The following is a 13072-nucleotide window of genomic DNA, read 5'->3' as shown; positions in this document are numbered from 1 at the left end:
GACTTGTTCCGAAATCTAAAAAGAGCCACTATGCAGTTTTGAAGGAATAGCGGTCAGATATCAGAGTGCCAGAGAAAAAAGGATGAAAAATCTTTATCGGGCACACCGACTTCTGACCTCTGACCTCCAGCTTTCTGGTGGGCATCGCGGAGGGGCAACACCCGTTCCCATCCCGAACACGGCAGTTAAGCCCTCCAGCGCCGATGGTACTCGGGGCGCAAGCCCCCGGGAGAGTAGGTCCCCGCCAGGAAATATTTTCACCAAAGGCCTCCCTCGAACACAGGGAGGCCTGCTTATATCCACCCACCCCAATAAATTAAGTGTACGTTTTAAAGCCTGTCCACTTTTCGTACACTTATTGTATTTAAATAATTGGTAGACAAGTGATACTGATAACAATAAAATATCTTCATTAATATAAATGTTTAAAATGAGGCTTACTATATGAGCTACATAAAAGGATTTTTGCTGGGAATGACTTTACAGCTATCGTTGGGACCGGTTTTTTTTGCAGTACTGCATAAAGCGATCACCGAAAACAGCAGGGAAGCTTTTAAAATGGTTTTAGGAGCGGCTATTATAGATGCATGTTACATTGGTTTATCCTTTACCGGTATAGTGCTTCTTCTGCAGATTAAAGCTTTAAACAGTGCAGTGCTTGCTATCGGAGCATCTGCCCTGGCTTATTTTGCTATTAAATATTTCCGAAGAGCTGCGGGGAGTCGAAACACAGGAAAAAACAAGGAAATCATAAATTCTGATCGTATAAACGAACAGAATAGAGGAGGATCCAGCTTGACCTACGGCTTAAAACTAACTGCCCTCAATCCGATGACAATCATATTCTGGTCAAGTACTTTTGGAGCTCTGATTACAACAGGGATTTTATCCGGAACTAGTGAATCTATCTTATTTGCAACCGGTTGCGTTACAGCTACAGTATTTTTCCTTGGTGGTGTAAGCTTTCTATCACCTTTCGTTCCTTTCCATAAATTAGGCAGGATAGAAAGCTATTTTGATTATTTCGTCGGCATAGTTCTGATTATATTTAGTATTTTGATGTTCTATCGGTTTTTGAACTCTTTAATCCATTAAATGCCGATAAATTCTAAAAAAACCTTATTTTTGGTTGACATCAGGTGCGGTTTACTATTATAATTTATTATCATCTTTCTAAGTGGCAATTTTACCCAAATAAGTTCTCTGCAACAAAATATCTCTGAAATGGATGTTATTGGGCAGCATGTTTAGATGTTAAGGGGGTGGGGAGCTAAACTTCAATATATGGAACAGCCTTAAGCAACATCAATTATCACTAATTCGGGCATTATTTTGTTTTATTAAGGTTAATAATTTATTAAGGGGGTTTGAAAATTGAAGAGTAAGTATTTTGTACTGCTAGTTTTAGTTCTTTTTGCCGCTGCGATGATAGCCGGTTGTGGCGGACCGAGTGACAGCGGTGATGATGGTGAACCGAGTGGAGATCTTACTACTCATACTATCGTCGGTATATTCCCGCTAACCGGTGTGTTAAGCACATTTGGTGAAAACAGCGCTGAAGTTGCAAGACTGGCTGCTGAAGACATCAATGCTTGGCTGGAAGCTGAAGGCAGGGACTGGCGTTTGCGGTTAGAGATTGACGATACCGCAACAGAAGGTCCGGTTGGTCTGCGTAAAATGCAGAGTTGGTATGGTGAAGGTGTTCATTTCTTCGCTGGTCCTCAGGCCAGTGGTGTTGCCCAGGAGTGCTTAGCTTTCGCTAACGCAAACCAGATCCTTTATGTTTCACCTTCTTCAACATCACCGGCGCTCTCTATTGCCGATGACTGGTTATTCCGTTTCTGCACCACTGATGAAGTGCAGGGCCCGGCTATTGCAGCTGCAGCCCAGGCTGCCGGTGTGGAGCACTTAATCTTCGGTTGGCGCACAGATACCTGGGGTGATGGCCTACAGGCTGCTGCAGAAGCATCAGCAAGAGAACTGGGAATCGCTGTAGACAGCAATAAACTTGGTTATGACGTGCTACAGGAAGCTTTTACTTCTGAAGCTGCTCTTCTTGATGGTTATGTGTCCGAAGCCGTAGCATCGGGAGTACCTCTAGAAAAAATAGGCTTTAACGTAATCGGGTTTGAAGAAGTAGTACCTTTCATGCTTGAAGCAGCAAAATATCCGCAGTTACGGGAAATTTACTGGATCGGCAGTGACGGAACTGCTTTTTCCGAAGCTCTTCTCCAGACTCAGGGTGCACCAGAGTTTGCACGCGATGTTAAGTTCATCAACTCCATGAACAAGCCTGCAGAACTGACAGTTGAGTCAAACTTCGATCGTGTCAGGGATCACATCCAGGAAAAATTGGGACGTGAAACTGATGCTTACTCATACAACACCTATGATATCGTATGGGTACTGGCAATGTGTATCGACCAGGTTGGATACGACTCTGAAGCAGTCAGAGAAATATTCCCTGACGTTACGAAAGAATGGACAGCAGTATACGGCGCAAGCGGATATATCGAATTGAATGAATACGGTGATCGCGCATTTGCTGATTACAACTATGTAATGCTTGATGAGAACTTCGAATGGTTCATTCCGGGCTATTTCGATGGTCTGACAAGAGAAATCGTCTGGGAAACTCCTGTCTACTAGATTGTTGATAATCTGAAATAAACAAACGGGGGTCGGGGTATGCTCCGGCCCCCATTTAAGGTGGTGAGCTAGTGAGTAACATGCTGGTTACAGAAAATGTTACAAAAGCGTTTGAAGGGTTAGTAGCAGTTAATAATGTAAATATCGTTGTTAAAGAAAATACGTTCACCATGTTGATTGGCCCGAATGGTTGTGGAAAAACCACACTAATCAACTGCTGCACCGGTATCCTGAAACCAACATCAGGCAGGGTGCTTTTTGGTGATATCGATATTACCGGGTGGAAACCTCATGAAATCTACAAGGTAGGATTTGTCAGAAGTTTTCAGATCCCACTGCCTTTTATCGGCTTGACAGTCCTTGATAATATACTCGGAACTATCAGAAATTCCGGTGAAGCTCCCTTTAGAGCTCCTTCAAAACGCAGTTGGGTTGAAGAGGAAGAAAAAAATATTTTATGGGCGATGGAAGTGCTTTCCAAGGTTGGGTTGGACAAGTATTGGAATCTGCCGAGCGGCGCTCTTGGTGCCGCACAGCTTAAACTTCTTGAAGTAGCAAAAGGGCTTGCTTCCGGAGCTAAATTAATTGCCCTGGATGAGCCAATCGGTGGTGTAGACCCGGCATCAGCTCATGAAATCCTTTCGCATGTGGCAGAGTTGAAAGAAAAGGAAAACCTTACCTTCCTGGTCGTTGAGCACCGGATTGATATTGCAGCTCCTTTTGCAGACTATGTATATGCAATGGATTTAGGTAACATCATTTCGGAAGGCACACCCGATAAAGTACTAACAGATCCCAAGGTTATTGAGGTCTACCTGGGTAAGGGGGTAGAGCAATGTTAACTGTTAAAAAACTTAATTCAGGCTATGGAAAACTGCAGGTACTTTTTGATCTTGATATAGAAGTTCCAGAAAAAGAACTTACCGTAGTGGTCGGACCAAACGGGGCCGGAAAGACCACCCTGCTCTGCAGCATTATGAATATTGCCTCTGTTTTTTCCGGAGAAATATTATTGGAAGGCTCTCCATTAAACAACATATCTACATACAATCTGGCTAAACGGGGCATTTCTTATGTTCCACAGATGGGTAATGTATTTGCTGAATTATCAGTTATGGACAACCTACACATGGCCGGTTACTTGATGCCTAAGGATGAAGTTAAGCGTAAAGCTGAAGAGATGACCGAGATATTTCCGGTACTCAAAAAATTTATTCGCCGCCACGCCGGAACACTGAGCGGTGGCGAAAGGCGTATGCTTGCCATAGCTATGGGCTTGATGAAAAATCCGAAATTAATGCTTTTAGATGAGTTGAGTACTGACCTTGCACCGATCATAGCTGAAAAAGTGATGATTGAAGTTGCCAGACTGAAAGACGAGATGGGTATCACCATCCTGATGGTGGAACAGATGGCAAAAAGGGCGCTGGAGATTGGTGACTCAGCCTACCTATTAGTCAGCGGTGAAGTCAGATATACCGGCAAGGCTAGTGACTTGCTAAACGAACCTGAACTTTGCTCGATGTATCTTGGAATCAAGCCTGCATCAGACAAAGAAGGCGGACTGGCTGCACCGAAGTTAGAGAAGGGGAGTGAGTAAATCCGATGGCGCCTTGGATGGCTAGTGGTTTAATTTATGCCAGCAGCCTAGCACTGCTGGCCGGAAGTGTCACATTGTTGTATATTTCTACACGGACTTTTAACTTTGCAGTTGCCAGCATGGCAACAATCGGCTTTTATGTTACATACACAGGGGTTACTCTATATGGAGGCCTGCCTTACCGATATTATCCCATAGTGCTTGTTATCGGAGCGATTGTAGGAGTAATCTGTTACTATACGCTAAACAAACATTTATTACGTCGGCAGGCTGCTGAAATAACCCTGATGATGTCCACACTGGGTTATGACCTCGTGTTACTCTCGTTTATCCAAATGTACGCCGATTACCTGACAAATGCTTACAGGTTGTTCCCCCGCAGAGTGACTATGAACCTCTTTGATTTTGAATTATTTGGAGAGAGGGCAGCAACCTTTATTTTACCAGTCATCGCTGTTACTTTTCTGATGGCGCTGCACTATTTCCTAACCAGAACTAAGTTTGGCGTGGCTATGCGCGCCACTATTGAGAATCCCGTTCTAGCCAGTGCTTCAGGGATCAACTCTGACCGGGTTTACCTGGTATCCTGGATTATTAGCGGATCCATGGCCGGCCTTGGTGGTTCATTTATGTCGATGGCGATGACAGGAACCCCGGTTATGGGTATGTTTACGATTCCCCTGATGTTTGCCGGTGCAATTCTTGGTGGGCTTGGCAGTATCTATGGCGGTATCCTGGGTGGATTTGTCATCGGTATGACGGAATATGCCGGTGTTTATCTACTATCTAAACAATTTGGAGCATGGGTTTTAGGATACAGGATGGGCATTCCGCTGTTCATCATGGCGGCAACCCTGATTATATTCCCCAGGGGCTTAACCGGTATACCGCTTCTTAAATTGCTTGGCTCTTTAGTTGGGAAGAGAGGTGATAGAGCATGACCAACGAAAATTATTTCCAAAAACTATTTAAAAATACAGCTTACCTTAATATCATTATTGTAGTTACGATAATTGTGGTGCTTCTTGCGGTTTTACTTCAAAGCCGCGGTATTTCCATTATCTGGACAATCTTTATTGACTTTGCTATATTCGCGATAATAACGATGAGTTTGAACCTTGAGGTTGGTTATGCCGGTGTTTCTCAGTTCGGACGTGTGGCGGCAGTTATTGCCGGCGCTTTTGCTGTAGGCGCTCTTCCCGGTCGTATAGTAGCCGGTTTTTTGGGCATGCCATCCGGTGCTAATTATGCTTCGGATACCGTTAACTTCAGGCTTGTACCTGAGATAACTGAACTTTTGGCCAATAGTTGGCTTTACTCGATAGGATTTCTACTGTTATGTATTGTAATCGCCGGCATTTCAGGAGCAACTCTTGGCTGGTTGATTTCACGACCGGCTATCCGCCTGAAGGAAGCTTACCTCGGTATTTCCCTTCTAGCATTCGGGGACTTTTTGATGTGGGTCGGTCATAACTGGAAAATAATAGTAGGTGGTAGCACTCCGGTGCACGTGCCTGATCCATTCAGACTTTTTGGCGGCGATCGTTTTGCAACAACCGTTATTGTGATCTTCGTAATTGCTTTCGTCGTATATGTTTATATACAAAGGTTAATAAAGTCTCCTTTTGGCCGAAACATGCGCATGATTCGTGATAATGACGTATCAGCTGCAGCTGCAGGATTGGATGTTGTAAAAGTAAGAACCCAAGTTCTTGTAATCGGTTCAACCCTGGCTGCTATAGCCGGAGGTCTTTATGTTATTTATACCGGTTCCGTTGCCGCTATCGGCTTCACGAGGTTGACATTTACATTCTGGCCCTGGGCATTTATGATGCTCGGTGGAATCGGAAGTAATGTCGGGGTTCTTCTAGGTGTATTTTTACTGACCATTTTGCGGACAATGATCGTAATTTTCCGTTCACAGTGGTTTGGTTTCCTGCTCGCGGTCGGAATTGATCCCCTCTGGTTGGAGTATACGCTAATGGGCCTGGTCATTATGGGTGTCATTCTTTTCTTACCACATGGACTGGTTCCCGAGAAAGTTGAACCAATGCTTCCGGCCAGCCAAGTAAGAAAAGTATTGGAGAAAAGGCAGGCAGCAGCAAGTTAATGTATAAGTAGTTTTATTAGTAATTCTGATTTCAGAAAAAGCAGAGCCACGATATTTGGCTCTGCTTTTTAGTTTAATTTTTCCTGTCATGTTTTTCGAAATATAATAAAGCCAGTTGTTAATTTAGAATTTATTAACAGATATCTTTTTTAAGTTTTCTGATATGAGGTTTATGAAATTTCATAAATCAGCTGGCTATTGGTGTTTCTTTGACTTCTTTTCTGCTGAAGAAAATGTTTCGGATGGTAACAGTTGAGATAACGACAATTCCTCCAAGTATCGCCCATTTCCCCGGGGCTTCACCAATAATTAAAAAAACCCATATGGGGTTCAGAAGCGGTTCGATAGTTTGGACCAAAACAGCGTCTAATGCTGTAACATATTTAATGGCGGTCGAATATAGCACAAAAGGCAGGCCAAGCTGAAAGATTCCGAGATAGAAAAGAGGCAACCAACTACTTCCGGTTGGTGGATCCTGAAAAATAAATGGAGCACAAATCAAGGCTGTAATTATATTGCCGAGAATAATAGTTTCAGTTGGAGATTCTTTTTTTTGCATACGGAGGAATATAATCATAAAGGCAAAGGTTCCTGCGCTGATAATAGCCAGAACATTGCCCCAGAAACCACCCGTAGTAAGTTTATCAAAGAAAAATAAAGCCATCCCACCCACAACAAGAGTGATAATTATCCAATCTATCCGTGATACAGCTTCACGAAGCAGCCAGGCGCCCAATAAAGCAGTAAAAACCGGTACTGTATATTGTAATAGAATTGCGTTTGCTGCAGTGGTTAGCTTGGTGGCGGTCACAAAGGTAATGACCGTTACAGAATAGGCAACCGCTCCGGCAATCTGGGGAAATGACCACCTGAAACGAAGTTTTTTATTGATCAGAGTAATCATCAGTAAAGCAGCGATCAGACTTCGTGTTCCCGCTATGGTTAAAGGGCTTAGATCGATCAACTTAATGAACAAACCACTTGTACTCCAGAAAGCTGCCGCAATAGCCACGGAAATTATTGCCCTGTTACGGGTTAAGAGCTTTCCTTCCAGCAGTGCTGTTACCAAAATATGCCTCCTGATAAAATGTATATTTGCTTGACTATAAAACAGGCCGTTACAAATATATCATTATCGTCCGGAGAGAGCAATTGCCGGTATTTCAGGACTATGATATGATCGCGATATGGCCCGAAATTCGGTAAAAATAGGAATAGTGATGCTGATTGGCTGGGTAATCCCCCTGGTTGGGCTAATTCTGGCCTGTATCGGTCTTTCAATGGGTATTTCCAGCTACCGGCTGGAGAGAAGCTCGATGGCAAAGTCGGGTATCTTCCTGAACGGACTGGGGCTTATACTTGCAGTGCTGAATATTGCAGTCAGTATCTACCTGTTGAGATCAGGAGTGTTTAATTCTCAGCTTCTAATGGAAACATTTAATTAGTATCAGATTGAAATTACTTTCCCTGCATTCAATAATAGATCGGAAATATCATACATATTGCTGACCTGTCCGGCCCGATGCTCCTCTTTAAGTTGATAATAGTCCAGACATGTTCCACAGACCAGGATGATTACCCCTTTAGCTTCGAGCTCTTTTAGCTCTTCTGATACAGGTGACGATTCTATACTGAGCCTGACACCGGAATTCATGAACACAATAGCCTGCGGCAGTTCTTCACGTTGGGTAAGGGTATATATGAAGTTTCGCATTAAAAGCTGACCGAGTTCGGTACTGCCGCTGCCCAGTTCATTTGTGCCGATGAAAAGAACCGGTTTTACATCAGTTTTCAAAATATCTTCGGGTTTGTCCGGTTTGGAATCTATGTTGGGATCCGACTGGATAGTGACTTCGTAATAACCGGATTTTTCCTGCCAGTCTGCTTTTTTACCCCGGTTGCGGGCATAACGCAGGACATTTTCCCTGGCTGTTTCATTGTCAACGAGAACGACTAGCCCTTTCAAAGGCTCCTCTGAGATTGCTTTTTTGGTTCTAATAACAGGTTCGGGACAATTAAGTCCCCTGCAGTCGATCGATTTCATCTTATAACCCCCAATTAAGAATAACTTATGATTTAGTAGACAAGCTGATAATATCTTTAAGTGCCCCGGCAAGATAATCCACATCTTCTTTGCTGGTAAAATATCCGGGGCTTAACCTGATTGTTCCCTCGGGAAAAGTACCGATCGCCTGGTGGGCAAGCGGTGCGCAGTGAAGGCCAGTGCGGCATAATATTCCGTAGCTTGATTCGAGGATAAAACCAACCTCGCCACAGTCAGCATTGTCGATGGTTATACTGAGCACCGGTGAGCATAAACCGGAATCTTCAGGGCCATAGATGTTCAGGCCATCAAGTTTTTTTAATTTTTCAACCATGTATGACCGGATCATAACTTCATGATCTCTAATTTTCTCTATCCCGATTTCGTCTATAAACCTGATTCCTTCTAGCAATCCTGAAAGACCAGAACTATTCAGTGTTCCCGCTTCCAATCGTTCCGGCATGCTTTCAGGGTGAAGATCAGATTCAGACTGGCTTCCCGTACCGCCCTCACGCAGTGGTTTCAGTTCGATTCCCTTTTTAACGTATAAGCCGCCTGTTCCAGTCGGTCCGAGCAGGCTTTTATGTCCGGTGAAAGCCAGTAAATCAATATCGTCGGCTGAAACATCTAAATTTAATGTACCTGCGCTCTGGGCTGCGTCAACGAGAACCGGTATATTTCTTTTATGCGCAGATTCAATCATTTCTTTCAGAGGGATGATTGTACCTGTAACATTGGATGCATGGTTAACGATCAAAAGTCTGGTATTACTCATGTATGAAGCTTCAAGGGAATTGAGATCCGGGTATCCTTCGGGAGAGCAGGGAACCATGGTAGTGGTAATTAACTGCTCATTTCGCAGTCTACCGAGCGGTCGTAAAACCGAGTTATGTTCCATGGCAGTGAATAAAACGTGATCTCCAGCCTCCAGTATTCCCTTGATAGCAATATTTAAAGCATCAGTTGCATTCAAAGCGAAGACGACCCTGGAGGGATCCGGAATTTTGAATAATTCGCAGATAGCCACCCTGGTATTGTAGATTAACCGGTCTGATTCGAGTGTCCGGGTATGCCCTGAACGTCCGGGGTTGCCGAAAGCATTACGCATGTAATTTTCCGCTGCCCGGTATACTGCTTCCGGTTTTGGCCATGATGTTGATGCATTATCAAAGTACAGGTTGTGATTATTAATCATCATTTTCTCAACTTTCGGTTCTATATGTTAACTTTTCGATAGTCGGTGTCTGAAGACCGAACTCCTCAAGCCTGTAGAACCCTTCCAGTTCAAGGCTGTTTTGAAGCAGATATTGCCTGATTTCCGATATGGCTTCACAGCTGCAACGTAAAGCTGTCCCGCAGCTGGAACTGATCACCCGCGGAACGGGGACCATTTTAAATGGAAATGTCCCATTTTTAAGTAAACTCTCGGCGCGGATAGCAAAATATGTTGTAGGAAATGTAATATAGCAGTTGGAAGCCATTTTATCTCCTTCTTAAAGCAATCTTTATGCATTATACCTTAAAGTTTCACCGGGAGCCATTATCCAAATTAACTTTTTGCATCAATCTGAGTTTTTGATTCAATGCAAAAAGATTAATGGCTCCCGGCTTACCTACATTTTCTATATCTATTTGGTTATTTTTAATATGAAATCGTCACCATCGGCATCAACAGTAACCTGCCAACCCATTGATTTTGCTGCTCTGCTTACATTGTCCCGGGCTACTGCGTTACTAACCACAACCGTAACCACTTCTCCTGAAGATTGCTGAAGAGCGCTCCTGGTCATCATAACTGGTTCGGGACATGAAAGTCCCCGGCAGTCAACCATATCTGACATTTTCAATCCTCCCCCGTAAGATAAGATTAATCCTGATCATGAAAACAAACTATCAGCTGACCTTGAACTTTATATTTCCAAAACTGATAAAAAATAAAACAGCCAGCGAGATAAATACGATCCACTGTCCTGCCGGGGGTACACCTGCAGGGCTTCCAGCTAAACCGAAATTATGCATGAAAGCTGCACCGGCAAACATTCCGAATACGGTGATCAGAGCATCGCTCTGGCCTTCTCCGGATAGGATCAACTGCCGAAAGGGACAACCACCAGCCAGAACTGCCGCCCATCCGACCACGGTCATACCTAGAAAATTCCACAGACTGGCCATATGAGCGACCGGTTGTCCTTCAAAACCGGGCATAAATTTACCGGTTACCAGGTTGCCGATCAAAGCAATGACGAATATAGCGGCGAAGCCGGAGAACAGGTGAAAATCCTTAAAAAGAATTAAATCCCTGATAGCACCCATAGTGCAGAGCCTGGTCCGCTGGGCCAATACCCCGACCAGTAAACCGGCCCCGAGGGATATTGCAACTGGCGCAGCCATCGATCCCGGACCTTCCTGGCTGAAAAAGATAAAGGCCGGTGCAGCAATCAGCAGAATGAGAAAAATAATAGCTACAAAAGGTGCCGCGAAACCGCCGATAGGAGCCTGTTCCTGGCTGCGGCCCAGGGTGTAGCCTTTGCGAAGCCACAGAGTGCCTATCCATATACCGAGAATGTAGCCCGGAAGCGCTACGAGAGCATTCCAGTCACCGCCAGCCAGGCGTAGAATCAATCGCAGGGGGCAGCCGAGAAAGATCAGGGCTCCAGCCATCATGAGCATACCGAGAAAGAAACGGATAACCGGACTGGAACCACCAGTAGCTTTGAACTCTTTTACAGAAAAAGCGGTAACAAAGGCGCCAAGAATCAAACCGATTATTTCCGGCCGGATATACTGGACCACGGCAGCTCTGTGCAGGCCCAATCCTCCTGTTATATCCCGGATAAAACAGGCGATACAGAAACCCATGTTTGCCGGATTGCCCATCAGAACGAGAATAACTGCCAGCAATCCTACGACAGCTCCGGCAATGATGATAAATAAACGATCGCGCATTTTGAACCTCCTTGAAATGATAATAAAATATTCAGACCACCCCAATTATATTAAATAGCCCACCCTGATTTAAATATGGATTAGTTATATGAAGCGCAACATCTATTAAGTTATTGAATTCACATTTCCTTATACATTAATCAGCATGATGAAATTATAGCCCTAATTGATAGACGTAACTTTAAAATACTCGTATAATGTAAAAAAAGGAAAAGGTTGTGACTGATGGACTTCGAACAGATCAGGGCATTTATAAATGTGGCTTCGCTGAAAAGTTTTTCCGAAGCAGGAGAGAAAATGTTTATCAGCCAGCCTTCCGTCAGCGTGAGAATAAAAGCGCTTGAGGAAGAATTAGGTGTGATTTTACTTGATCGTTCCCGGGCCCGTGAGCCTGTTCTGACCGAAGCAGGCAGGATTTTTCTTGATTACGCCCAGTCGATCATTAACTTGCAGGATGAATGCCGGATGAAGCTGTCCGGTCAGAGAGAAGATACCGGTGGGTTGGTTTATATCGGGTCAAGCACTGTTCCCGGTATATATTTACTGCCCGGCTTACTGGCAGGATTTACCAAAGATTCAACTTCAGTTGATTTTAACATTACGATACTCGACACCAGCGCTGTTTTGGAAGGATTGCTGAACTACAGTTACGATCTTGGTTTTGTTGGCCTGGTCAAACCGGAGGAGCGGTTAACGTTTATTCCCCTGGTGAATGATGAACTTGTCCTCTGCACCGGCAAAGGTCTGCTCGGTAATGAAATATACCCCGATGGAGTTCCTGTTAAGGAGCTGTTTCGACATCACCTGATCATGCGGGAAAAAGGTTCGGCTACCCGGCAGTTGATGGAGAAAGAAATGACTGATCACGGTCATAAGCTGAGTGATTTCAGGGGTATCACCTATATAAACAGCATGGAAGGTACCAAACAGGCGGTTAAGGAAGGCCTTGGTATAGCAATTCTCTCCAAGCTTTCGATTCAGGATATGCTGGAAGCAAACAGTATTGATATCTACAGGATAAAAGGCATAGAAATACATCGTCAACTTTACCTGGTTTATCACCACAGCAGGGTTCTGGGAAGTGCTGCTCAAAAATTTAAAGATTATGCAATGACAAGTTATTCATCGGAATGATTATACTTTAACACTTTGCTTTGTTTACCATTAAATGTATAATAGATAAGGCAGGTCGCAGACACCCTGCAATAAAAAAAACAAGGAATGAACTTATATGCTCTTTTACAGGAATAAAAAGACAGTCTTTTGGATCAGGGCAGCGATGATCGGCGCTATCTATGCCTTGCTCACCCTTATATTTGCACCGATCAGTTACGGGATGATTCAGGTCAGGATAGCGGAGATGTTGATGGTCCTGCCCTTTTTTACGCCGGCAGCCATACCCGGCTTATTCGTAGGATGTGTAATAGCCAATATATTTGGCGGTTACGGGATTTTTGATATCGTCTTCGGCAGTCTGGCAACTTTAATTTCGGCATACCTGGTATCTAAAATCAGCAACAAATACCTTGTACCCCTTCCCCCGGTGCTTATAAATGCTGTCGTAGTTGGTATGGTGCTGCACCTGGTGCTCGAATTACCGTTTTACTTAACTGCAGCATGGGTCGGGGCCGGGCAGCTGGTAGCCTGTTACGGACTCGGTTTACCGCTTTTACTGATTCTGGAAAAGAGAAGAGATATTTTCGTATAAAAGATAGGAGTGATA

At 44.1% G+C, this 13072-nt stretch carries 15 protein-coding genes and 1 rRNA gene; 10 read left to right on the top strand and 6 right to left on the bottom strand.

Going from position 1 to position 13072, the window contains the following annotated elements:
* Window positions 1-133: 133 nt before the first annotated feature.
* The 7 genes from rrf (at window position 134) to SCJ97_10340 (ending at window position 6359) form a co-directional block, all read left to right on the top strand.
* Window positions 134-250, top strand: a 5S ribosomal RNA gene (gene rrf / locus SCJ97_10370).
* 194 nt (window positions 251-444) lie between these two features.
* Window positions 445-1095: a LysE family transporter gene (locus SCJ97_10365; protein MDW7740439.1), complete on the top strand. Its 651-nt coding sequence runs from the start codon at window positions 445-447 to the stop codon at window positions 1093-1095.
* Window positions 1096-1374: 279 nt separating this feature from the next.
* On the top strand, window positions 1375-2649 hold the full coding sequence (locus SCJ97_10360) for an ABC transporter substrate-binding protein (protein ID MDW7740438.1): 1275 nt from the start codon (window positions 1375-1377) through the stop codon (window positions 2647-2649).
* An 80-nt stretch (window positions 2650-2729) separates the two neighbouring features.
* Window positions 2730-3491 carry an ABC transporter ATP-binding protein gene (locus SCJ97_10355; GenBank protein ID MDW7740437.1) on the top strand — a complete coding sequence of 254 codons (762 nt, stop codon included), beginning with the start codon at window positions 2730-2732 and terminating at the stop codon, window positions 3489-3491.
* A complete protein-coding gene (locus tag SCJ97_10350; GenBank protein ID MDW7740436.1) occupies window positions 3485-4249 on the top strand; it encodes an ABC transporter ATP-binding protein in 765 nt (254 codons plus the stop codon). Before SCJ97_10355 ends, SCJ97_10350 begins: the two co-directional genes overlap by 7 nt.
* A gap of 5 nt (window positions 4250-4254) precedes the next feature.
* Window positions 4255-5190: a branched-chain amino acid ABC transporter permease gene (locus tag SCJ97_10345; GenBank protein MDW7740435.1), complete on the top strand. Its 936-nt coding sequence runs from the start codon at window positions 4255-4257 to the stop codon at window positions 5188-5190.
* A complete protein-coding gene (locus SCJ97_10340; protein MDW7740434.1) occupies window positions 5187-6359 on the top strand; it encodes a branched-chain amino acid ABC transporter permease in 1173 nt (390 codons plus the stop codon). Before SCJ97_10345 ends, SCJ97_10340 begins: the two co-directional genes overlap by 4 nt.
* 187 nt (window positions 6360-6546) lie before the next feature.
* On the opposite strand, the gene SCJ97_10335 is transcribed toward SCJ97_10340, so the two are convergent.
* Window positions 6547-7428, bottom strand: coding sequence for an EamA family transporter (locus SCJ97_10335; protein ID MDW7740433.1), 882 nt, complete (start codon window positions 7426-7428; stop codon window positions 6547-6549).
* Between the two features lie 118 nt (window positions 7429-7546).
* Here SCJ97_10335 and SCJ97_10330 point away from each other — a divergent pair, with 118 nt between their 5' ends.
* Complete coding sequence (locus SCJ97_10330; protein ID MDW7740432.1) at window positions 7547-7804, top strand: hypothetical protein; 258 nt, start codon at window positions 7547-7549, stop codon at window positions 7802-7804.
* Between the two features lie 2 nt (window positions 7805-7806).
* Here the strand turns inward: SCJ97_10330 and yedF are convergent, their stop codons facing one another.
* The 5 genes from yedF to yedE form a co-directional block, all read right to left on the bottom strand.
* Window positions 7807-8403: a sulfurtransferase-like selenium metabolism protein YedF gene (yedF, locus tag SCJ97_10325; protein MDW7740431.1), complete on the bottom strand. Its 597-nt coding sequence runs from the start codon at window positions 8401-8403 to the stop codon at window positions 7807-7809.
* 25 nt (window positions 8404-8428) lie between these two features.
* A complete protein-coding gene (locus SCJ97_10320; GenBank protein ID MDW7740430.1) occupies window positions 8429-9598 on the bottom strand; it encodes an aminotransferase class V-fold PLP-dependent enzyme in 1170 nt (389 codons plus the stop codon).
* Between the two features lie 7 nt (window positions 9599-9605).
* Complete coding sequence (locus tag SCJ97_10315; protein ID MDW7740429.1) at window positions 9606-9884, bottom strand: DUF3343 domain-containing protein; 279 nt, start codon at window positions 9882-9884, stop codon at window positions 9606-9608.
* 147 nt (window positions 9885-10031) lie between these two features.
* Window positions 10032-10244 (bottom strand): sulfurtransferase TusA family protein, encoded by a 213-nt coding sequence (locus SCJ97_10310; protein ID MDW7740428.1) that lies wholly within the window; start codon window positions 10242-10244, stop codon window positions 10032-10034.
* A gap of 52 nt (window positions 10245-10296) precedes the next feature.
* Entirely contained in the window at window positions 10297-11349 is a 1053-nt protein-coding gene (yedE, locus tag SCJ97_10305; protein ID MDW7740427.1) for a YedE family putative selenium transporter, read from the bottom strand.
* A gap of 225 nt (window positions 11350-11574) precedes the next feature.
* Here yedE and SCJ97_10300 point away from each other — a divergent pair, with 225 nt between their 5' ends.
* Together SCJ97_10300 and SCJ97_10295 are read left to right on the top strand one after the other, a co-directional pair.
* Entirely contained in the window at window positions 11575-12483 is a 909-nt protein-coding gene (locus tag SCJ97_10300; protein MDW7740426.1) for a selenium metabolism-associated LysR family transcriptional regulator, read from the top strand.
* A 97-nt stretch (window positions 12484-12580) separates the two neighbouring features.
* Window positions 12581-13057 (top strand): QueT transporter family protein, encoded by a 477-nt coding sequence (locus tag SCJ97_10295; protein MDW7740425.1) that lies wholly within the window; start codon window positions 12581-12583, stop codon window positions 13055-13057.
* The last annotated feature ends 15 nt before the right edge of the window (window positions 13058-13072 follow it).

This window comes from Bacillota bacterium (assembly GCA_033549065.1).
In the GTDB taxonomy this organism is placed as follows: domain Bacteria; phylum Bacillota; class Dethiobacteria; order DTU022; family DTU022; genus JAWSUE01.
The sequence above is the reverse complement of the archived record's forward strand: the minus strand, read 5'-3'. Positions and strand labels throughout refer to the sequence as shown.

Coding starts and splice junctions, on each gene's coding strand:
- SCJ97_10365 (MDW7740439.1), top strand. CDS start 445: ATGAGCTACATAAAAGGATTTTTGCTGGGAATGACTTTACAGCTATCG.
- SCJ97_10355 (MDW7740437.1), top strand. CDS start 2,730: ATGCTGGTTACAGAAAATGTTACAAAAGCGTTTGAAGGGTTAGTAGCA.
- SCJ97_10350 (MDW7740436.1), top strand. CDS start 3,485: ATGTTAACTGTTAAAAAACTTAATTCAGGCTATGGAAAACTGCAGGTA.
- SCJ97_10345 (MDW7740435.1), top strand. CDS start 4,255: ATGGCGCCTTGGATGGCTAGTGGTTTAATTTATGCCAGCAGCCTAGCA.
- SCJ97_10340 (MDW7740434.1), top strand. CDS start 5,187: ATGACCAACGAAAATTATTTCCAAAAACTATTTAAAAATACAGCTTAC.
- SCJ97_10330 (MDW7740432.1), top strand. CDS start 7,547: ATGGCCCGAAATTCGGTAAAAATAGGAATAGTGATGCTGATTGGCTGG.
- yedF (MDW7740431.1), bottom strand. CDS start 8,403: ATGAAATCGATCGACTGCAGGGGACTTAATTGTCCCGAACCTGTTATT.
- SCJ97_10320 (MDW7740430.1), bottom strand. CDS start 9,598: ATGATTAATAATCACAACCTGTACTTTGATAATGCATCAACATCATGG.
- SCJ97_10315 (MDW7740429.1), bottom strand. CDS start 9,884: ATGGCTTCCAACTGCTATATTACATTTCCTACAACATATTTTGCTATC.
- SCJ97_10310 (MDW7740428.1), bottom strand. CDS start 10,244: ATGTCAGATATGGTTGACTGCCGGGGACTTTCATGTCCCGAACCAGTT.
- yedE (MDW7740427.1), bottom strand. CDS start 11,349: ATGCGCGATCGTTTATTTATCATCATTGCCGGAGCTGTCGTAGGATTG.
- SCJ97_10300 (MDW7740426.1), top strand. CDS start 11,575: ATGGACTTCGAACAGATCAGGGCATTTATAAATGTGGCTTCGCTGAAA.
- SCJ97_10295 (MDW7740425.1), top strand. CDS start 12,581: ATGCTCTTTTACAGGAATAAAAAGACAGTCTTTTGGATCAGGGCAGCG.